This is a genomic window from Myceligenerans salitolerans (genome assembly GCF_017349295.1).
GTDB lineage: Bacteria > Actinomycetota > Actinomycetes > Actinomycetales > Cellulomonadaceae > Myceligenerans > Myceligenerans salitolerans.
Genome location: NZ_JAFMPK010000044.1, coordinates 188,734 through 209,323, shown reverse-complemented (window position 1 = coordinate 209,323; position 20,590 = coordinate 188,734). Strand labels below are relative to the sequence as shown.

16 protein-coding genes are annotated in these 20,590 nt (G+C 73.6%); 11 read left to right on the top strand and 5 right to left on the bottom strand.

The window, feature by feature from the left end:
• Nucleotides 1–70: 70 nt before the first annotated feature.
• The 4 genes from hemB to J0911_RS11960 all read right to left on the bottom strand — a co-directional run bounded on the left by hemB (nucleotide 71) and on the right by J0911_RS11960 (nucleotide 4,567).
• The gene (gene hemB / locus J0911_RS11975; RefSeq protein ID WP_242636661.1) at nucleotides 71–1,021 is read right to left on the bottom strand and encodes a porphobilinogen synthase; all 951 of its coding nucleotides are present in this window, start codon (nucleotides 1,019–1,021) and stop codon (nucleotides 71–73) included.
• A 93-nt stretch (nucleotides 1,022–1,114) separates the two neighbouring features.
• Entirely contained in the window at nucleotides 1,115–1,945 is an 831-nt protein-coding gene (locus J0911_RS11970; RefSeq protein WP_207275667.1) for a uroporphyrinogen-III synthase, read from the bottom strand.
• On the bottom strand, nucleotides 1,942–2,955 hold the full coding sequence (gene hemC, locus J0911_RS11965) for a hydroxymethylbilane synthase (RefSeq protein WP_242636659.1): 1,014 nt from the start codon (nucleotides 2,953–2,955) through the stop codon (nucleotides 1,942–1,944). The genes J0911_RS11970 and hemC overlap by 4 nt, the downstream gene beginning before the upstream one ends.
• A 208-nt stretch (nucleotides 2,956–3,163) precedes the next feature.
• Entirely contained in the window at nucleotides 3,164–4,567 is a 1,404-nt protein-coding gene (locus tag J0911_RS11960; RefSeq protein WP_207275665.1) for a glutamyl-tRNA reductase, read from the bottom strand.
• Between the two features lie 49 nt (nucleotides 4,568–4,616).
• On the opposite strand from J0911_RS11960, the gene hemE reads away from it, so the two are divergent.
• From hemE to J0911_RS11925, 7 genes are all read left to right on the top strand, one after another.
• Entirely contained in the window at nucleotides 4,617–5,726 is a 1,110-nt protein-coding gene (gene hemE, locus J0911_RS11955) for a uroporphyrinogen decarboxylase (RefSeq protein ID WP_307865052.1), read from the top strand.
• A 100-nt stretch (nucleotides 5,727–5,826) separates the two neighbouring features.
• Nucleotides 5,827–7,254, top strand: coding sequence for a protoporphyrinogen/coproporphyrinogen oxidase (locus J0911_RS11950; RefSeq protein WP_207275663.1), 1,428 nt, complete (start codon nucleotides 5,827–5,829; stop codon nucleotides 7,252–7,254).
• A 289-nt stretch (nucleotides 7,255–7,543) separates the two neighbouring features.
• Nucleotides 7,544–8,332: a hypothetical protein gene (locus J0911_RS11945; protein WP_207275662.1), complete on the top strand. Its 789-nt coding sequence runs from the start codon at nucleotides 7,544–7,546 to the stop codon at nucleotides 8,330–8,332.
• A gap of 374 nt (nucleotides 8,333–8,706) precedes the next feature.
• Entirely contained in the window at nucleotides 8,707–10,002 is a 1,296-nt protein-coding gene (locus J0911_RS11940) for a hypothetical protein (protein WP_207275661.1), read from the top strand.
• 240 nt (nucleotides 10,003–10,242) lie between these two features.
• Nucleotides 10,243–11,790, top strand: coding sequence for a hypothetical protein (locus tag J0911_RS11935; protein WP_207275660.1), 1,548 nt, complete (start codon nucleotides 10,243–10,245; stop codon nucleotides 11,788–11,790).
• A 102-nt stretch (nucleotides 11,791–11,892) separates the two neighbouring features.
• Nucleotides 11,893–12,711, top strand: a complete 819-nt coding sequence (locus tag J0911_RS11930; RefSeq protein ID WP_207275659.1) for a DUF5926 family protein — start codon at nucleotides 11,893–11,895, stop codon at nucleotides 12,709–12,711.
• Nucleotides 12,712–12,851: 140 nt separating this feature from the next.
• Nucleotides 12,852–13,649, top strand: coding sequence for a glycosyltransferase family 2 protein (locus tag J0911_RS11925; protein ID WP_207275658.1), 798 nt, complete (start codon nucleotides 12,852–12,854; stop codon nucleotides 13,647–13,649).
• 123 nt (nucleotides 13,650–13,772) lie between these two features.
• Here J0911_RS11925 and serS read toward each other — a convergent pair whose 3' ends face one another.
• Nucleotides 13,773–15,047, bottom strand: a complete 1,275-nt coding sequence (serS, locus tag J0911_RS11920; protein WP_207275657.1) for a serine--tRNA ligase — start codon at nucleotides 15,045–15,047, stop codon at nucleotides 13,773–13,775.
• 74 nt (nucleotides 15,048–15,121) lie between these two features.
• On the opposite strand from serS, the gene J0911_RS11915 reads away from it, so the two are divergent.
• From J0911_RS11915 to J0911_RS11900, 4 genes are all read left to right on the top strand, one after another.
• Nucleotides 15,122–16,234 carry a diacylglycerol/lipid kinase family protein gene (locus J0911_RS11915; protein ID WP_207275656.1) on the top strand — a complete coding sequence of 371 codons (1,113 nt, stop codon included), beginning with the start codon at nucleotides 15,122–15,124 and terminating at the stop codon, nucleotides 16,232–16,234.
• A 17-nt stretch (nucleotides 16,235–16,251) separates the two neighbouring features.
• A complete protein-coding gene (locus J0911_RS11910; RefSeq protein WP_207275655.1) occupies nucleotides 16,252–18,531 on the top strand; it encodes a hypothetical protein in 2,280 nt (759 codons plus the stop codon).
• A 112-nt stretch (nucleotides 18,532–18,643) separates the two neighbouring features.
• On the top strand, nucleotides 18,644–19,510 hold the full coding sequence (locus tag J0911_RS11905; RefSeq protein ID WP_307865051.1) for an HAD family hydrolase: 867 nt from the start codon (nucleotides 18,644–18,646) through the stop codon (nucleotides 19,508–19,510).
• A 127-nt stretch (nucleotides 19,511–19,637) separates the two neighbouring features.
• On the top strand, nucleotides 19,638–20,492 hold the full coding sequence (locus J0911_RS11900; RefSeq protein ID WP_207275654.1) for an HAD family hydrolase: 855 nt from the start codon (nucleotides 19,638–19,640) through the stop codon (nucleotides 20,490–20,492).
• The last annotated feature ends 98 nt before the right edge of the window (nucleotides 20,493–20,590 follow it).

Sequence of the window (20,590 nt, the reverse complement as noted above, 5' to 3'; positions counted from 1 at the left end):
GTGGGGGTGGCCACGCTCTCACCCCCAGAAATGGCGTGGTCGCGCACAATGATGTGGTCGTGCACGGGCCTCAGCCGAGCCAGCCGGCGATGTCCAGGGCGTAGTAGGTGAGGACCAGGTCCGCACCCGCACGCCGGATGCACGTCACCGACTCCAGCGCCGCCGCCCGCCGGTCGATCCAGCCGTTCGCGGCCGCGGCCTCGGTCATCGCGTACTCGCCCGACACCTGGTAGGCCGCCACCGGCACGTCGCTCCGGTCCGCGACGGCGCGGAGCACGTCGAGGTACGAGCCGGCCGGCTTCACCATGACCATGTCCGCCCCCTCGGCCAGGTCCAGGTCGGCCTCCCGCAGCCCCTCCCGGGCGTTGCCCGGATCCATCTGATAGGTGCGGCGGTCCCCCTCCAGCTGGGAGTCGACCGCATCACGGAACGGCCCGTAGTACGCGCTCGCGTACTTGGCGCTGTAGGCGAGGATCGCCGTCTCCTCGAACCCGGCCTCGTCCAGTGCCTCACGGATCATCGCGACCTGGCCGTCCATCATCCCGCTCGGCGAGACGACGTCGACCCCGGCGCGGGCCTGCGCCACCGCCATGCGCGCGTAGCGGTCCAGCGTGGCGTCGTTGTCCACGCGGCCGTCGCTCGTCACGATGCCGCAGTGGCCGTGGTCCGTGAACTCGTCGAGGCACGTGTCCGCCATGATGACCGGCTCCGGGCGGCCGCCGACACCGCCGTTCGTCGCCACCGCGTGCCGCGCGATCCGAACCGCGCGTTGCAGGATGCCGTTCTCGGCGTCGGCCTGTGATCCTGTGGCGTCCCGGCGTTCCGGGATGCCGAACAGCATCACGCCTCCCAGGCCGGCCTCGGACGCCTGGGCCACCGCCTCGCCGAGCGACTCCTCGGTGTGCTGGACGTGGCCGGGCATCGACGCGATCGGTCGGGGCTCCTGCAGGCCTTCCTTCACGAAGAGGGGCAGGATCAGGTTCGCCGGGTGCAGGCGGGTCTCGCTGACGAGGCGGCGCATGCCCGGCGTCGCGCGCAGGCGGCGTGGCCGGTACACGATCCCGGAGGTGCTCACGGGGTGACTCCTTCGTGCTGGACGGTGGGGGGGGAGAACTCATGCCCGCAGGCCGAGGGCCTGGACGACGGCGGTCGCCAGCGCCTCGTCCGTCGGCGCGGCCGCGACGGCGACGACGTCGTGCCCGGCCTCGCGGGCGGCGTGCGCGGACGGATCGCCGATCGTGACCACCCGCTGCGGTCCGAGCTGCTCGGCGACCTGCCGCGCGGCGGACCCGGAGGCGACGACGACGACGTCGTACCCCGCACCCTTCGCCTGCTCGACGACGGTCTGCGGGAGGTCCCGCGCGACGGTGCGATACGCGGTGACGACGTGGGGCTCCCAGCCCTTGGCGCGCAGACCTTCGGCGAGGGTGGGCGCGGCCAGGTCGCCGAGCGGGAGAAGGACGCGGCGGCCCGGTCCCGGCGCGCCTGCCGGAGGAGAGGGGAAGGCGTCGACCAGACCGGAGGCGTTCATCCGGTCCGGGACCAGGTCCACGTCGATGCCGTGTGCGGCGAGGGCGGCCTGCGTCGCCGGGCCGACGCAGGCCCAGCGTGCCCGGCTGTGAGCCAGTTCGCCGGCGCCGCCGATCCGGCCACCGGATGTGGAGCGCTGCGGCCCCAGGAGAGTGTCCACCGCGTTCACGCTGGTCACCGCGACCCACTCGTACTCGCCTCGACTCAGAGCGCCGCGTGCGTGCGCGATCTCACGGATCTGCCCGGCGTCCACCGGCTCGCGCTCGATCACCGGTGCGGCCACGGCGTGGATCCCGGTCTCGCGGAGCCGCTCCAGCAAGGGCGTGGCCCGGTCGCGTGCCCGCGCCACGAGAACGCGCGGCCGGGTGCGCTCTGCCCGGTCGTCCCGCTGCTCGGAGGGCACCGCCGCGGTCACGCACCCTCCGCCGAGGGGCCTTCGGAGGAGTGACGCTCCACGGCGGAGACGGAGACCGGGGTCCCGAGCGGTGCGAGGTCGTCGGCGCCGGCGTCCAGGAGTGCCTCGGCCGCCCGTACACCCAGGTCCCGGGCGATCTCGTCGAGCTGGGGATCCGCGCACGCGCGGTCGCCGACGGCGTAGGGCCCGAGGTCCGCGCTCAGGGTCCGGGTGAGGCGCCCCGCTCCGCTGACGGCGGCGACCACCGCCCGCAGCCGCAGCCCGCCGTCGGACAGCACGGCGTGTGCGCCGACCGGCGCGGCACAGCCGGCCTCGAGCCGTGCGAGCACGGACCGCTCCGCCAGGACGGCCAGGCGCGTGGCGGGGTGGTCCAGGTCGGCGAGCGCGTCGGCGAGACCGTGGTCCGGGATGCTCCCGGAGGCGCCGGGGGTGATGTCGGCCGAGCGGACCTCCACGGCGAGCGCACCCTGGCCGGGCGCGGGCGCCATGGTCTCCACGGGGATGTACTCGCTGATCACGTCCGTCCGGTCGACGCGTTTCAGGCCGGCCGTGGCGAGGACGACGGCGTCCAGGTCGGCATCCGGCCCCAGTGCCCGGTCCAGGCGGGTGCCGACGTTGCCGCGGATGTCGACGACCTCGACGTCGGGCCGCGCGGCTCGCACCTGCGCGGCGCGGCGGGGCGAGCCGGTGCCGACGCGCGCGCCGGTCGGCAGTGTCGCCAGTGTCAGGCCGTCCCGGGCGCAGAGCGCGTCGCGCGGGTCCTCGCGTTCGGGCGTGACGTACGTGAGTTCGGGGTGCGGCGTCGTGGGCAGATCCTTCAGGGAGTGGACGGCGACGTCGCAGCGACCGTCGAGCAGCGCCTCACGCAGCGCCGTGACGAAGACACCCGTGCCACCGAGGCTGGCGAGGGACCCGGTTCTCACGTCGCCCTCGGTCTTGATCCGGACGAGTTCCACCGGACGCCCGGTCAGCTCCTCGATCCGGCGGGCGACCGTGCCGCTCTGCGTCATCGCGAGGGCGCTGCCGCGGGTGCCGAGTCGAAGGGGGGTGCCGCCGGGTGGCGTGCTGACGGAAGCGGGGGTGGAGGTCACCAACCCAGTCTCCACCCTGGAGCGTTCCGACACGAATTCGACCGTGCTCCGCCGGTGCATCTCACATCGACGTGTCACCTCCCCGCGGACACCACCTGCGGTGGATCGCCGCGAACGGGCGAAGGCGTCAGGACGTGGGCCGGTGCGCTGTCCCGGCGTGCCGGGTGATCGACTCCGCGCCCTCGATCACGGCTGCCTCCTGGGCCTTGGCGCGGGCGCGGGCCTCCGCGCGAGCCGCGACGATCCGCGGATGCAGCTCGGCGTGGATGCGCCGGCGGATCGCACGGGTGATGTCGTCCGCGTCCTGCGGCGTCGGCCCCGGGTTCCCGGCAGCCGCGCGTTCCGCCGCGAACCTCGCGACGGCGTCCTCCGCCTCCGCGCGGACCCGTGCCTCCGCCTCGTCCAGCAGCGTGATCACCGCGGCGTCGGCCTCACGGCCGAGCCGGTTCTCCTCGAACGCCCGCGCCGCGTCGTCCACGATGCCCCGCGCGTGTCCGACGACGTCCAGTGCCACTGCCGGGGCATGCGCCTTCAGGCTGGCCAGGTCGTAGAGCAGGACGCCCTCCACGTCGGCCACCTGAGGGTCGACGTCCCGGTGCAGCGCCAGGTCGAGGACGACCAGTGCACGTGGCTCCGGTTCGTCGCCCGCACGGTCGGCGGCGCGCTCCCGGGCACGCACGACCGCGGCGGCGTCGAGCACGTGTCCCAGGCTGGCTTCCGGCGCCGGACGGTCGTGCGGCACGGTCGTTCCCGGTCGCGGGCCGCGGCCCCGGGCGCCGCTGCAGGAGACCACGACGTCGGCGTCCGCCAGCGCCTCGACCAGGTCGTCGACGGCCTCGACACCGTGGGACGCCGCGAACTGCGCGGCTCTGCCGGACTGCGAGTACACGCGGATGTCGGCGCAGCCGCGGGCCCGCAGGGCGGCGACCGACGCACCCGCGTACGAGCCGGTCCCGATCAGCACGGCCCGCGCACCGTCCCAGCGCGGTACCTGGGTTTCCGCCAGGTCGAGCGCGAGCGACACGACGGACCGGCCGGCCGCGCCGAGTTCCGTGTGGGTGCCCACCCGCTTGGACGTGCGGGACGCCGTCTGGAAGAGGAGTTCGAGCGTCTTGGAGGTGGTCTCCTGCTCGCGTGCGACGGCGAGCGATCGTTTCACCTGACCGGCGATCTCCCGTTCGCCGACGACCATCGAGTCGAGACCCGCCGCCACGGCGAACAGGTGCTCGGTCACCTCCGAGCCGGTCCGCACCGTGAAGGAGTCCACGGCGGCCTGGGTGGTGACGCCGGACTCGCCTGCCACCAGCTCGGCGACGTGCCGGGTGGCATGGCCGACCGTGGTGCCGTCGAGCGGGGCGTCCACGTCGAGGTAGAGCTCGAAGCGGTTGCAGGTGGAGATCACCACGGCTCCGACGACCGGCCGGCACGTACCCACGACGGTCCGCCCCACGGAGGCGGATCCCATGGACAGGCGTTCCAGCGCGTCGAGGTCGAGCTCGCGGTGGGAGGCGGTGAGGGAGAGGAGAACCACAGTCCTCCGACTTTATGGGGTGGCATGCCGCAAGGCACAATCGGTAAGCGTGAACCTCGCCACCCTCGCCCCCTCCGCGGGCGCCGCGCTTCCCGCCGACCACCCGCTCGTCGACGGGCGCACGGCCACGGCGCCGCTGATCCGTGCGCTCCGGGGTGACCGGCCGGAACACCTGCCGGTCTGGTTCATGCGCCAGGCAGGCCGCTCCCTCCCGGAGTACCGCGAGGCGCGTCAGGGCATCGGGATGCTCGACTCCTGCCTGCGGCCCGAGCTCGCGTCGGAGATCACACTGCAGCCCGTGCGGCGGCACGGCGTGGACGCCGGGATCTTCTTCAGCGACATCGTGGTACCGCTCCGACTGGCCGGGGTCGGGGTGGACATCGCTCCCGGCGTCGGGCCGGTCATGGATCAGCCGTACCGGACCACGGAGGACATCGAACGCCTCGTCTCCCTGTCCGTGGACGACGACGCACTGGCGCCCATCCGCCGGGCCGTCGCGCTCACCGTGGCGGAGCTGGGCCACACGCCTCTGATCGGGTTCGGCGGGGCGCCGTTCACGCTGGCCGCGTACCTCGTCGAGGGCCGGCCGTCCCGGGACCACCTCGCGGCACGGACCATGATGCACGCCGCCCCCGAGACGTGGGACCGGCTGGTGTCGTGGACGGGCGACCTGACGGGCGCGTTCCTCCGGGCGCAGGTGGAAGCGGGCGCCTCGGCGGTGCAGCTCTTCGACTCGTGGGCCGGGTCGCTGTCCCGTGCCGACTACACCGAGCGTGTCGCGCCGTCGTCGGTGCGGGCGCTGGCTCACGTGGCGGGCCTCGGGGTGCCCGCGATCCACTTCGGGACGGGCACCGGCCACCTGCTCGGGGCGATGCGCGACGTACTGGTCTCGGCCGGCGTGACCGATCCTGCCGTGGGCGTGGACTACCGCACGCCGCTGGACGAGGCGGCAACGGCGCTGCCCGGGGTGCCCCTGCAGGGGAATGTCGATCCGGCGTTGCTGGCCGCTCCGTGGCCGGTCCTGGAGGCGCACGTGCGCGACGTCGCGGCCCGAGGCGCCACGGCGCCCGCCCACGTGCTGAACCTCGGCCACGGAGTCCCGCCGGACACCGATCCGGCGGTGCTGACCCGCGTGGTGGAGCTGGCGCACACCCTGTGAACCGGGAGGGCGCACGGCGTCGTGAACCGGTGTGCGCCGCGGCGGCACGCCGCGGGTGCCCGGTCGTGCCGTGTCCGCGACGTGACGGCGGGGGTACCCGATGACCGGAGAGGGCGCGGGGCGGCCGGCTCAGGACGTCGACGCCGTGGACGTCGATGCCGTGGTGGTCGGCGCGGGGATCGGGGGCCTGACCGCCGCCTGGGAGCTGGACCGGCGCGGGCTGCGGGCGGTCGTCCTCGAGGCGACGGGACGTGCCGGGGGCCCGGTCCGTGGGGGAGCGTTCGAGTCGTTGCCCGGCGTGCCCGTCGATCTGGGCGCCGAGTCGTTCGCGGTGCGCGGGGGCGCGGTCGAGGAACTGGCGGAGGAGCTCGGGCTGCGGGTGGAGGCGCCCGCCGCGCTCGGCGCCTGGGGTTTCGCCGCCGGGCGCGCCTTCCCTCTCCCGGCCGCCGGCATCCTCGGCATCCCGTCACGCCCGTGGGCGGCGGACGTGCGCCGCGCCGTCGGGTGGCCCGGTGTCCTCCGGGGATCCCTGGACCGCGTGCTGCCGCGCCGCCGCACCTCGTTCGACGACCTCGGGGCGCTCGTGCGGTCCCGCATGGGCCGACGGGTCACCGACCGGCTGGTCGCGGCCGTGGCCGCCGGGGTGCACTCGGCCCCGCTCGACCGGCTCGACGTCGAGGCCGTGGCCCCCGGGCTACGACGTGCCGTCGAGGACTCCGGGTCGCTGTCACGGGCGGTGTCCGGCCTGCGGGCCGCGGCGCCTCCGGGCGCGGCCGTCCGAGGGATCGACGGCGGGGTGCACTCGCTGGTGGACGGCCTGGTCGACCGGTTGGACGTGCGGGCCCGTCACGTGGTCACCGGGATCGACACGGCCTCGCCGGCGGGAGCCGACGGCGTGTGGGTGATCACCGCGCAGACCCCCGGCGGGACCGCAGCGTTCCGCACGAGCCGGCTCGTGGTCGCGACGGCCGGGGTCGCTCCGCCGCCGCCCCGAGCACGGCCGCTCGTCCCGGAGCGCGGTGCGGACATCTGGCTGGCAGCGCTCCTGGTGGAGGCGCGCGAGCTGGACTCCGCGCCGCGCGGGACGGGGATGCTCGTCGCGCCGGGGCGCGCGCCGTCCGCCGGCCGTCCACGGCCGGTGCGGGCGAAGGCCCTCACCCACACGACCGCGAAGTGGCCGTGGCTCGCGGCGCGTGTCCGCGCGGCGGCCGGACCCGGCACGCACGTGATCCGGCTGAGCTACGGCCGGATCGGGGAGCCGACACCCGAGCCCACGCGGGAGGAGGCGGCACGTGACGCGTCCGCCCTGCTCGGCGTGGATCTCACCGGACGCGTGCGCGACGTCCTGACCCAGCGCTGGGACGGCGCGTTGCCTCCCCCCACGCCGGCGTACCGCGCCCGCGTCCGGGAGTTCCTGGATGCTGCCGGGCAGGTTCCCGGCCTCGCCGTCACGGGTGGCTGGGTCGCGGGCACCGGCCTGGCGGCGGTCGTCGCTCACGCTCGTGCGGCGGTCGCGCGCCTGCCCTGAGCCCGGCGCCAGGCGGGGGCCGGCGACACGCGTCCGAGAGCCAAGGCCGCGACGTCGTCGACGGCTACGTGCGGCGGTTCCGGCCCGGCTTCCGGCCGCGAAATGTGATGCTCGTCACGGAACCTTACGGTGCTTGTCATCGTGCCACAGCTCGAACTGTCGGGTTGGTGCGACTTGGTATGTGGCGAACCACAAGTGCGATGTCGCACTTTTGCTCTCGTTGCTTAATTTCGGCGGCACGCAAGGGGACCGAATTCGCGCACCGCGCCTGATCCAGGGGGTTAGTTCCTTGAAGCACGCAGCACCGAAGAAGAAGGCCGGGTCGGTCCCGGTCTCGCGCACCATCGCGACCGTCGCGGTAGCGACCGCGGCGGCCGGCGCGGCCGCACCCGCCGTGGCGGCCGAGCTGCCCCACCCCGACCTTGGCCTCGGTGACCTGCCCACCACGGACATGGTCGATCTGCCGGACCACGACGCCCTGGTCTCCGACCTCTCGGACGTCGTCGCCGGCCCGCGGGGTGTCGACCTGCCGGGTGTCGAGGTCCCGGAGGTCGTGCCGAACGCCCCCGCCGACCTGACCGACCTGGCCGAGGCCGGTGCCGTCATCGACCAGGCCGCGGCGCTCGCCGACGAGGCCGAGGCCGTCACGGGTGCCGCGATGCCCGCGTCCATCCCCCCGGTCGAGCAGGTCGCGCCGGACTACAGGCTGCCCGGGTTCGCGGGCCAGGGCGACGTCGTGCCGGGCGTGCTCGCCACGGCGGAGGTCGTCAAGGGCTCGGCCGAGGGTGCCGTGCAGGGCGCCCCGGCGCTCGCGACCGACGCCGTGGACCCGGCCGTGCAGGGTGTCGTGGGCGAGGTCGGCGGAGCGGCCGGCGTGGTCGACGGTGCGACCGAGGCGACCGACGTCGTGGACGGCGCGACCGGTGCGGTCGACGGTGTCGCGGGCGCCGTTTCCGGCGTGCGGGGCGACGACGTCGTCGGTGGCGTGACGGGTCAGGTCGAGGACGCCGCCACCGGTGCGGCCGGGACGGCGGGCCTGGACGGCGTGCTGGGCACGGCCACCGGTCTCGTCGGCTGAGGCAGGCAACGGCCGCCCGGTCCCGCGTGCGGGACCGGGCGGCTTCGTGCTTCCGGGCGGCCGGGCGCGCCGTCGTGCCGCGTCCCGTCGTGGGGCGGGCGCACGCGAGCGGTCGCACGCCGAACCGGTTTGCCGGCGGACCATTGCCCCGGAGAACCACCGATGCGAGCCGACGGAGGAGGTGAATGTGATCTTCGTCACGGAACCCTGAAACGGGCGATTTCGTGCCCCAGGGCGAACGGGCCCGTTGGTGTCGTTTGCTGAACCGGCGAGCCCGGAGAGGGACTTTTTTCACCTCCTCTCCGCCGCTAGCTTCGGCGGCACGCAAGGGGAATTCAAAGCGCGCAATGCGCCTGAGCAATGGGGGTAGCTCCTTGAAGCACGCAGCACCGAAGAAGAAGACCGGATCGTCCCCGGTCTCGCGCACCGTGGCGACCGTCGCGATCGCGACAGCCGCGGCCGGCGCGGCCACTCCGGCCATCGCCGTCGACCTGCCCCAGCCGGACCTCGGCCTCGGGGACCTCCCCACCACCGACCTCGTGGACCTGCCGGACCACGACGCCCTGGTCTCGGACCTGCCCGCCACGGACCTGCCCGCCACGGACCTGCCCGCCACGGACCTGCCCGGCTCCGAGCTGCCGGCGGCCGAGCTCCCGGCGGCCGAGGTGCCGGGCGCGGACCTCGCGGGCGCGATGAGCGACCTGCCGGACCTCTACCAGGCGGGGTCCGCCGTCGACACGGCCGCGGCCGCGGCCGACACGGTCGAGACCAGGACCGGCGAGGCGAAGCGCGCCGCGAACGACGCGCTGCCCCCGGTGATCTCCCCGACGTCCTATCTCGCGCCCGACTACGCCCTGCCGAAGTTCGCGGGCGAGGGTGTGACCGAGACGGTCGACGAGGCCGCGGACACCGCCCTGGGCGCCGCCGGCACGACGGGCCCGGGGGCCGTCGCGGCGATTCCGTCCCTTCTCGCACACGGCACGACGCCGACGGCGAACATCGTGTCGAACATTCCCGGCGTCACCTCCGGCGTCTCACGTCTCGCGGCGAGCATGCTGCGGAGCCTGCCGGCGACGATCGCGCCGGGAACGGGAGCAGCCGCCGGTGCCGTGTCGACGGCGCTGAACGGCGTCGTGCCCGGAGTGGCCGGTCCGGTCCGGGACGAGGCCGTGCCGAACACGGTGAGCGCCGTCGCGGGCCACGTCGTGCCCGGTGCCGTCGGCCCCGTGACCGACGACGTCGTGCCGGGCGCGGTCGGCCACGTCCAGGGTGACATCGCGCCGGGTGCCCTCGCGGCGACCGACGCCCTCAAGGCCTCCGCCGAGGCCACGGCGAAGGGCGCCCCGGGTGCCGCCACCGACGCGGCCGACCCGGCCGTCCAGGGCACCGTGGGCGAGGTCGACTCCCACGGCGTCGTCGACGGTGTGACCGGAATCGTCACCGACGTCACCGGCGCAGGGGACGTCGTGGACGGCATCACCGAGAAGGCGGACGGCGTGACCGGGACGGTCGACGGTGTGACCGCGAAGGTGGGCGGCGTGGCGGACGAGGTGGACGGCGTGACGGGCGCCGTCACGGACGTGACCGGTGCGGGCGACGTGGTGGACGGTGTGACCGGCACCGCGGGCCTGGACGGCGTGCTGGGCACGGCCGCCGGCCTCCTGCGGTGACGTCGTGAGCGCGGCGGCCCGGTCGGAGCTCGTGGGACCGGGCCGCCGCGGGCGGTAAATTCCCTGCGTGCTCGGCATTTTGGCGGCAAGGTGCCGAACTTGACCCGTCGTTACACCATCGTTATGGTGCGCCGCATAGATCGCCCGTTCCGGGTTATATCAAGCCAACCCGGAGCGATAGTGTCCTGAAGGCAAGAGCACTCAGGGACTCTCGGACCGCCTCCACGGGGGAAGCAGCTGATGAAGCAGGCAAAGACGACTCGCACGAGCACGGCCACGAAGCAGGTCAGGCGCGTTGTCGCGACCATCGCGCTCGCGACGGCCGCGGGCACCGCGGCGACGCCCGCCTTCGCCTCCGAAAGTGAGAGCGACCGCGGCGGCGAAGGGATCGGCCGCGCCTTCGGGGCGGACCGGCCCGGTGCGAAGTTCGGCGGTGCCGAGCGTGGCGTCGAGGTGAAGGACGACGGCACGGTCGAGGTGCGGTCCGGCGGCGCCCTGGGTGGTGTCGGCAACCTGGTGTCGGACGTCGTCGACGACGTGACCGACATCGCCGACGACGTCACGGAGCACGTGACCGACGGGTCGGCCGACGTGGTCGAGGACGTCGCCGGCACCGTGGACGACGTGACCGAGCCGGCGGTGGACGCCGTCGAGGACACGACGGGCTCTGCGTCCGCCGGGGAGACCACCGGTAAGGCGTCCGAGGGCGCCGGCTCCGGCCGCTCCGACGGTACGAGCGGCGCCGGCAAGGAGGGCGGCGGCCAGGGTGGTGGCACCACGGGCGGAAAGCCCGGGCCCGGTGAGAAGGCGGAGGGCGGATCGGACGCGGACGCGGACCGCTTCGCGCCCGTCGACATCGACTACAGCGCCGACCTCGACGAGTCGGTGCCCGAGCCGGCGACCGACGGCGCCTCCGGCGAGATCCGCAGCGGGGAGCTTCTCGCGTTCGAGGCCACGGCGAAGGCGCTCGGGTTCGGTCCCGGGACCGAGTCGGACGACCGGTCCGGCGAGCACCGGTCCTCCGACGACTACGAGCCACGGCACATGAAGGCGTCGCCGGAGCCGCACGACGTCGAGCGGGGTTCGCTCGACGGGCGACAGCTCGCGAAGGGCGAACGCGGCTCCTTGTCCGTCGCCTCCTCCGACCTCCTCGGCGGAATCGGCATCGGCAACGTCGACCTGACGCTGTCGGCCTCGGAGAAGGGGGTCGACGTGCGCGTCGGTGCGGGGGGCGTCACGGCGGAGGTGGAGGCCGGCCGGACAGGGGTCTCGGTCGACGCCGACGTCCCGGAGGTGGCCGACGTGGCCGTCGACGCGAACGCACAGGGCGTCGAGGCGTCCGCCGGCGCCGCCGGGGTGGCGAAGGTCGGCGCGGAGGTCACGGCGACGGGCGGGACCGCCGCCGCGGAGGGCGCCGCGTCCGGCGGGGCGACCGGCGTCCAGCAGGACGTCTCGGAGCTCGCTCAGCGCACGGACCGGACGCTCCAGGGCGGTGCGCACAGCTATCTCGGCCATGACGCGCGCAGCGCGCTCGCGCCCGAGGGTGCGGAGTTCCTCTCGTACCAGCCGACGACCGTCGACCGAGTGGCCGAGGAGGCGGATGCCGCCACCCGGGAGGCCACGATCGACGCCCCGCTGCGGGTGGCGACCACGGGCACCGAGGCGGCGGCGCTGACCGGGCTGGCCGGCGCGCTCGTGGTCGGTGGTGCGGGTGCACTCCTGGTCGCGAACCGGGCGGGCCGCAACGGCGAGACGGTTCCCGTCCGCGTTCCGGACAGCACCTCCTGATATCCAGGAGCATTCATAGCGGCGAACTGCTACCATCCGACATTCGCTGTTGCATTTCGGCACCAGATGTGACAGTCGGTCGGCAAGGATAGACTCGCCCGTATGGCTCAGAACGACTTCGTGCTCCGCCCCTTCGAGGGACTTCCCGGCGAACCCGACTGGGTCGCGTTCCGTGAGGTGGTGCCGTCGGCGACGGCGACGGCGCGCACCACTCCGGAGTACGGCTCGCGCGATGTCACGGTCGTCACCAATCTGCCGGCGGGCTGGGTCGCACTGCACCGGGCCGACGGTGCGGTCCTGCTCGCGGTCCAGGGCATCGTCGGCTCGGGTGATGTCAGCCGGGATCTCGCCGCTGCGCTGCTCTCCGCGCTCGATGCCGAGCCCGGAACGCCGGTCGAGCCGGTGGGGGTGCCCGCCCCGGACGCGCCTCGCCTCCAGGACGTGCTCGACACGTCCGTGCCCTTCGAGGTGACCGTCCACGAGGGGTTCGACTACTGGCTGGCGCCGGACGCCGAGATCACTCCCGAGGTCCAGGCGTCGCTGGAGGAGGCCTCCGCCGGCGCGATCCCGACGGTGAAGCTCGACGGCGTCGAGGCGGCCTACTGGTGCCGCATGACCCGGGAGTTCCTGCGCTGGGCGCGCCCCGAGCCCGAGGACGAGGTCATCGACGCGATCTCCCGCCTGCACGCCAAGCGTGAGTCAGGACTCGCCGGTGGGCGGTTCGTCGGCGCGTTCCGCGCGTCGGGGCTGATCGTGCCCGTGTGGGAACTGCCCCGCGGCACCGAGGCGGCCGACCTCGCGGAACCTCTCGCCGAACTCTCGGAGAAGCTCACGAAAGCCCTTGCCACGGAGGGGCCGCTCGATGCGAACGAGCGACGCGCGAGAGCGGGTATCGTCTCGCGGCAGGTCACCTTGCGGTGAGGTGGGCAACGCTCAATATCACCGGGTGTTCACGGTAATTCCGCAACTCGTGGAGTAGGATCCCGAGGGTAAACCTTTGCACTCTGTTGTGCGGGGCTTGCCCCGATTTCACGCAGACCAACGCTCTAGGCAGGACAGGTGTGAACGCTCTTCCGGTCGCGAAGACACGGCGTCCAGGCAGCACACGACAAGGGAAGAACGTCCAGCGGGTCGCCGTGATCATTCCCGCGAAGGACGAGGCCGAGCGCATCGCGTCGACGGTGCGTTCGGCTCGCGCCATCCCGCACGTCGATCTCGTGCTCGTGGTCGACGACGGGTCCGACGACGACACGTCGAACGTGGCCCGCGGCGCGGGCGCCGTCGTCGTGCGGCATTCACACAACCGCGGCAAGGCTTCCGCGATGGAGACCGGGGCCGCCGTCGTGGCCATGCGTGACGCCGACGGCCGCCCTCCGCGCCTCCTGCTGTTCATCGACGGCGACCTGGGCGACACGGCCGTGAACACCGCTCCGCTCGTGCGTCCGGTCCTCGAGGGCGTGGCCGACGTCGCGATCGCCCTTTTGCCCAAGCAGCCCGGAGCCGGCGGTCGCGGGATCGTCGTGGGGACTGCCCGCAAGGCGATCCAGGCGATGACCGGATGGAGCCCCAGACAGCCCCTGTCCGGCATGCGGTGCATCACCCGTGAGGCGTTCGAGGCCGCTACTCCCCTCGCCAAGGGCTGGGGCGTGGAGACGGGAATGACCATCGACCTGCTTCGCCGGGGCTACGTGGCGGTGGAGGTGCCGTGCGACCTCAAGCACCGGCCGTCGGCCAACGACCTCAAGGGGCAGATGCACCGGGCCGCCCAGTACCGGGACGTGCTCGTGGCGATCAATTTCCGCAAGGTGCGAGGCGCCATGGAATCGGTTCGCCACACCACCCACCAGGTCCGGCACTGACGCCGCACCGCCACGGACCGGGGTTCCCCGGCCGACGCGACGCGAGAGGCGCTCCGGACACCGACTCGCGGCAGCGCGCCGCCCCGCCCACCCCTCACCGGGAGCCGGGCGGCGCGCCTGCCGTCAGCCCTTGACCGGTTCCAGCACCTCGGCGCCGCCCAGATAGGGGCGCAGCGCCTCGGGAACGCGCACCGAGCCGTCCTCCCGCTGATGGTTCTCGAGGATCGCGACGATCCACCGGGTCGTTCCCAGGGTGCCGTTCAGCGTGGCCACCGTGCGGGTCGAACCGTCGCCCGTCCGCTCGCGGACACCCAGGCGTCGAGCCTGGAACGTGGTGCAGTTCGACGTCGACGTCAGCTCCAGATAGCGCTCCTGACTGGGCAGCCATGCCTCGCAGTCGAACTTGCGGGCCGCGCTGGAACCGAGGTCCCCGGCTGCCGTGTCGATGACGCGGTACGGCAGCTCGACCTTGGCGAGCATGCTCTCCTCCCACCCGAGCAGCCGCTCGTGCTCGGCCGCCGCGTCCTCGGGCCGGCAGTAGCTGAACATCTCCACCTTGTGGAACTGGTGCACACGGATGATGCCGCGCACGTCCTTGCCGTGCGATCCGGCCTCGCGCCGGTAGCACGCGCTCCAGCCGGCGTACCGGAGCGGCCCGCCCGTCAGGTCGACGATCTCGTCGGCGTGGTAGCCCGCCAGAGCCACCTCCGACGTGCCCACCAGGTAAAGGTCGTCCTTCTCGAGGCGGTAGATCTCGTCGGCGTGCTTGCCGAGGAACCCGGTGCCTCGCATGGTCTCGGGCTTGACGAGCGTCGGCGTGATGACGGGCGTGAAACCCTCCGCCACGGCCTGGTCCATCGCGAGGTTGAGCAGGGCCAGCTCGAGCCGCGCGCCGACCCCGGTCAGGTAGTAGAACCGTGAGCCCGACACCTTCGCGCCGCGCTGGGTGTCGATGGCGCCGAGCCCCTCTCCGAGGTCGAGGTGGTCCCGCGGGGTGAAGCCCTCCGCGGCGAAGTCGCGGGCCTCGCCCTCGGTGCGCAGCACCACGAAGTCGTCCTCGCCACCGGCGGGAGCCCCCTCGGCGAGGTTCGCGATGTCCCAGAGGATCTCGTCGAGGCGTTCCTGCGCCGTGTTGGCCGTGGCCTGGTGATCCTTGACCTGCTGCGCGAGCTGCTTGGTGCGGGTCAGCAGCTCGGTCTTCTCGTCGCCCGAAGCCTGCGCGACCTGCTTGCCCAGCGCCTTCTGCTCGGCGCGCAGGGACTCGAACGCCGCCAGGGACGACCGCCGGGTCGCGTCCGCCTCCAGGGCCGCGTCGACCAGGGCGGGGTCGTCGCCGCGGGCCGTCTGGCTCGCGCGCACGACGTCGGGGTTCTCGCGCAGCTGCTTCAGATCGATCACGCGCCCCAGCCTACTGGCGCGGGACACCATCGCCGTGGCGCCGTGGTGCCTGCCCGCTTGGGGATAATCACCCCATGGAATGGCAGGTGTGGCTCGGCGTCGCCGCGATCGTCATCGCCGTGACGGCGCTCGGGGTCGCACTGCGGATCTCCGCCCGCGTCGCGATGATGCGCCGTCGTCTCGGCCGCGCCACCGAGCGCGAGCCGGACGAGGACGCGCCGCGTCGGGTCGCCGTCGTCCTCAATCCCTCGAAGTCCGGCATCACGGGCCTGCGCAACCGTGTGCGCGCCGCCTGCCTGGAACGAGGGCTGCCACCGCCGGCCTTCTACGAGACCACGGTCGAGGACCCCGGCCAGGGTCACACCCGTCGTGCCGTCGAGGAGGGGGCCGACGTGGTCGTCGCCGCGGGCGGCGACGGCACCGTCCGCGCGGTCGCCGAGGCCCTGGTGGGAGGCGAGGTGCCGATGGGCGTGATCCCCGTCGGCACGGGCAACCTCCTGGCCCGGAACCTCGACCTTCCCGTCACCGACGTGGAACGTGCGATCGCCGTCGTGCTCGACGGCCGGACCCGGGCGATCGACGTCGGCTGGCTCCGCGTGGCGGAGTTCGCGCCCGACGACGACCCGTCCGACCCCGCCGAACCACCGCACGACACCGGGACCGAGCACATCTTCCTCGTCATCGCCGGCCTCGGGTTCGACGCCGCCATGGTGGCCGGCGCCGACCCCGTGCTGAAGAGGAGGGTCGGCTGGATGGCGTACTTCCTCGCCGGCCTGCCGCACCTGCGGGGGCGCCGGCTCAAGGCGAGGATGTGGCTCGACGACGGGCCCCCCGCCGACGCCCGGCTGCGCAGCGTCATGATCGGCAACTGCGGGATGCTGCCGGGCGGTATCACGCTGCTTCCCGACGCCGTCCTGGACGACGGCGTGCTCGACGTCGCGGCCGTGGACGCGCGCGGTGGCGTGCTCGGCTGGGCGCAGCTCACGGTCGAGGTCGCGATGCAGGGGCTCGGCGTCCGGTCCGACCTGCCGGAGAAGCTCGGCCGGATCGACCACGCCACCTGCCGCCGCGCCCGGGTGCGTGTGAGCGGCGGCGACGAGGTGCAGGTCGACGGCGACCCGCTCGGCCGGGCGGTCGAGGTCTCGGCACGGGTCGATCCCGCCGCGCTCCGGGTCCGTGCACCGTGAGCCCGTAGGCTGACGCGGTGATCCGACGACCGGCCGCCGTGGTGGTGATGCTCGCGGCACTCGCCGCGATTCTCGTGGTGCCCGGCGCCTCCGGGTTCGGCGCGGCCGGCGGGAGTGCGACGAACCTCGCGGCGGCGGACCAGGCGGTCCCGCCGGGCCGGGTCGTCCTCGTGGGGACCACGGGCGTCCGATGGACCGACCTGAAGGCCCCGGTGAACGGCGTCACGGAAGAACTCGTCGGCGACGAGCCGAGCGATCCACCGCTCGCCCCCTACCTCGCAGGGCTGCTCGACGACGGTGGGCTCGCCGGACGGCCGGGGGCGGACGCCGCCGGCCTCGCGCTCACCACCGGCGCCGCGGCGCGCTGCCCTGTCGGCGGCTGGCTGGCGCTGTCGGCCGGCGGACTCGCGGAGTCCGCGGCGGCCCCGCGCGCGACGTGCGAGGAACCGGCCGTCCGGCCCGTCCCCGGCCAGGAGGCGGAGGCCGTCGTCTCCGGCTGGGCCGACTGGCAGGCACTGCAGCGCGGGTCCGCCTACGGCGCACGTCTCGGTACGTTCGGCGACGCCTTGGAGGGTGTGTGCACGACGGCCGTCGGCCCCGGCGCGGCGGTCGCCGTGGCCCGCCCGGACGGCTCCGTCGAGCGCTACGCGGAGGAGGTCGGACCGGACACGTTCGCCTGCCCCGTCACCGTGGTCGACGCCGGAAGCGCGCTCCTCACCCGTGAGGAGGCCGAGCGGGCCGACGCCGATGAACGACGCGCCGAGCGGGTCGCCGCCGTCGACGCCGAGGTCCGCCGGGTCCTGGAAGACGTCCCGCCCGACGCGACCGTCGTCGTCGCCGACCTGGCGAACCAGACCGGACAGGAGCCGGAGCTCGGGATCGGGCTCGTGCTGCGGCCCTCGGCGCCGGAAGACGCCGGGCCGCGATATCTGACGTCCTCTGCGACGCGCACGACCGGCGTCGCACGGGTCGGCGACCTGCCCGCGACCCTGCTCGGCGCGGCGGGGCCGGCAGCCGCAGGGGACATCGAGGCCACCCCCCTGGTCGCGGGTGCGGACCGACCGGAGACCGGTGCGGAGACGATCGACGCGCTCGCCGACCTCACGCAACGGGACCACGGGCGTCGCGCCGCCTACTCGGTGCTGGTGGAGGGCGGCTTCTGGGCCGCGCTCGCGCTCGCAGGGCTGTCCTGGTGGGCGGGGGTCCGGCGACGTGGCGCCCGGGCGCGCCCGCTCGCCGTCGGCGCCGCCCTGTTCCTGAGCGCCGTACCCGCTGCCGGGTTTCTCGCGTCTCTGACGGGGTGGTGGCGGTTCCCCCTGCCGGGGCTCGCTCTGGGCGCCGCCGTGATCGTGATCGCGGGCCTGCTCGGGGGCCTCGCCTCGCTGGTCCCCTGGCGGCGTGCGTGGGCGCGACCCGGATTCCTGGCCGGCGTGACCTTCGTCGTACTCACCGCGGACGGGCTGGCCTCCACGGTGCTCAACCGCGCGGCTCCGCTGGGCGCGGCACCCACCTACGGAGCGCGCTTCTACGGCTTCGGCAACCCCACGTTCTGTGTGTACGCGGTGACAGGGCTCGTCCTGGCGGCCGCGGTCGCCCAGGAGCTCGCGGCTCGCGGGAGGCGTGGGCTCGCCGCCGCGGCCGTGGCCGGTGTCGGGCTCGTGGCCGTGATCGTGGACGTCCTGCCGCGGTTCGGTGCGGACCTCGGTGGCGGGCCCGCACTCGTCCCGGCGTTCGCCGTGCTCGGCATCGCGGCCTACGGCGGACGGCTCCGCGTCCGCCGGATCGCCGCGGTCACCGTGGGTGGAGCGGTGCTCGTCGCGGCGATCGGCGTCATGGACTGGTTGCGACCCGCTTCCCAGCGATCTCATCTGGGCCGCTTCGTGGCGGACGTGGTCGACGGCGAGGCATGGTCCCTCCTGGCCCGCAAGGCGGCCTACGCGGCACGGTCGGTGCTGGCCGGACCCTCGGTATGGGTGACGGTTCTCGTGCTCCTGGCCGTGGCCCTCGTCGTGTTCACGCCGGTGCTGGGGCGGAAGCTGGAACCCGCGTGGTCCGTCGCCGTGTGCGGGGCCTGGCCGTTGCTGCGTCCCGCGGTGGCCGCGGTCTGGCTCGTGGCCGTGATCGGGTCGCTGATCAACGACTTCGGCCTGCGTATCGGAATGATCTGTCTGCTGGTCGCGGTCCCCTTGGTGACGGTCGCGGTCCTCGGTGTGAGCGCCGGCGGCCGCCGCGCCGAGACCGCCGGTCCCGTGCTCGACGCGGGTCCCGCCGGGGGCGTGGCAGATTCGGAGAGGTGACCTCGGTGGCGTCGGGCGCCGAGCGGCGTCGGCGGACGGGGATCTCGTCGTTCCCCTGTTCGACACGTCGCGTTCCAGCGCGCGGCGGGCCGGTGGCCGTACAGTTCAGGGCGTGACTACTCCGGATCTCGAGGCGGCCGCCGTGACGCCGCCGGACGGCTCGTGGCTCGTGGCACTGGACATCGACGGAACCCTTGTCACCTACGACGAAGAGTTGTCGGATGCGGCCAGGGAGGCGGTCGGCGCGGTCCGTGCGGCCGGCCACCACGTGGTCCTGTCGTCGGGCCGGTCGTTGATCGCCATGACGCCGCTGGCGGCCGAGCTGAAGATCGACGCCGGCTGGATCGTCGCCTCCAACGGCGCCGTCGTGGCCCGGCTGGACCCCGGTTCGCCGGAGGGCTACGAGCTGGAGCACGTCGAGACCTTCGATCCCGGGCCCGCCCTGCGGCTCCTGCGCCAGGAACTGCCCGACGCCCGGTATGCCGTCGAGGACGTCGGTATCGGATTCCGGCTGACCGAGCACTTCCCCGACGGAGAACTGCAGGGGCAGCACGAGATCGTCGATTTCGAGGAGCTGTGGTCCGCCGATGTCACACGCGTCGTCGTCCGGGCGCCCGGCAGTTCGAGCGACGAGTTCCACCGGCTCGCCGAGGCGGTCGGGCTCGAGGACGTGACGTACGCGATCGGCTGGTCGGCATGGATGGACATCGCGCCGATGGGGGTCACCAAGGCATCCGGCCTGGAGCGGGTCCGCCGGGAACTGGGCGTGCCGATGGAACGCACCCTGGCGGTCGGGGACGGCGCGAACGACATCGACATGCTGCGCTGGGCGGCGAGAGGCGTCGCGATGGGGCATGCTTCGGAACAGGTTCGCAATGCGGCCGATGAAACGACCGCGGGTATCGAGGAGGACGGTGTAGTGGCAGTACTGCGTTCACTGTTGGACGGGCGTCGTTCACTGTTGGACGGTCGTCCGTGAAGTGAACGGTATTCCCGCTTTCGCCTGAATCACGGATGCGGCTATGTGCAGTCGCATCAATCCGGTACCTTGTGACCAGTCTCACCGGTGGGTGAGATTTATCGCGGCGACGCCGGAGGTTTGCGGCATGCAACTGGAGCCACTGTCCGCCACGCGGGCTACCACTCACACCGCGAACACCCGTGCCATCACCGGAACGCTCGGAGAGCCGGCCCTCGTCGCTCTCGACATCGACGGCACGATCGCCACCTCCGGAACCCTCGAGATCACCGAACCCGTGCGGGAGGCCGTAGCCCGCGTCCGGGCGGCCGGACATCACGTCGTACTCGCCTCCGGGCGTTCCCTCGTCGGCATCCTGCCGATCGCCGACCAGCTCGGCATCCAGACCGGCTGGGTGGTGGCGTCGAACGGTGCCGTGACCGCGCGGCTCACGCTGGGCGTCGCGGGCGGCTACACGCTGGAGGACGTGCGGACCTTCGATCCCGAGCCGGTGCTGCAGCGTGCCCTTGCCCTCGTGCCGGAGGTCAACCTGGCCGTCGAGGAGATCGGCTGGGGTTACCGCGTGCTCGACCGCTTCCCCGAGGGCAAGGTGAACGGGGAGCAGGAGGTGGTGTCGCTCGCCGACCTCTGGTCCGTCCCCGTGACCCGAGCGATCGTCAAGGGGCCCGACGTGGCCGAGCGCCTGCTCGGACCACTGCGTTCCCTGGACGTCACCGCGGTCCCCGCCGCCGACGACTGGATCGACGTCACGCCCACCACCCTCAGCAAGGCGACGTCACTGGAGATCATCCGCCGCACGCTCCGGGTCGGGAGCCACCGCACCATCGCGGTCGGCGACGGCGTGAACGATCTGGAGATGATGGCGTGGGCCTCGCGGAGCGTCGCGATGGGACACTCCCCGGACCTGGTCAAGGCCGGCGCGGACGAGGTCACCGGAACCCTGGACGACGACGGCCTGGTCCCGGTGCTCCTGTCCGTGTGAGGCGTGGTGCGCCGGGCGGCACCCTTCGTCACCGCAGGCGCCACACGTACGCGGCTCCTCGGGTTCCGCTTCGGGCGCGTACCTCGTCCCTCGGCACG

What these genes read in the sequence shown, in the direction of transcription:
- hemB (WP_242636661.1), bottom strand. Translation starts at nt 1,021, where the DNA reads ATGCGCCGCCTCGTCAGCGAGACCCGCCTGCACCCGGCGAACCTGATC.
- hemC (WP_242636659.1), bottom strand. Translation starts at nt 2,955, where the DNA reads ATGACGCAGAGCGGCACGGTCGCCCGCCGGATCGAGGAGCTGACCGGG.
- J0911_RS11950 (WP_207275663.1), top strand. Translation starts at nt 5,827, where the DNA reads ATGACCGGAGAGGGCGCGGGGCGGCCGGCTCAGGACGTCGACGCCGTG.
- J0911_RS11935 (WP_207275660.1), top strand. Translation starts at nt 10,243, where the DNA reads ATGAAGCAGGCAAAGACGACTCGCACGAGCACGGCCACGAAGCAGGTC.
- J0911_RS11930 (WP_207275659.1), top strand. Translation starts at nt 11,893, where the DNA reads ATGGCTCAGAACGACTTCGTGCTCCGCCCCTTCGAGGGACTTCCCGGC.
- J0911_RS11915 (WP_207275656.1), top strand. Translation starts at nt 15,122, where the DNA reads ATGGAATGGCAGGTGTGGCTCGGCGTCGCCGCGATCGTCATCGCCGTG.
- J0911_RS11900 (WP_207275654.1), top strand. Translation starts at nt 19,638, where the DNA reads ATGCAACTGGAGCCACTGTCCGCCACGCGGGCTACCACTCACACCGCG.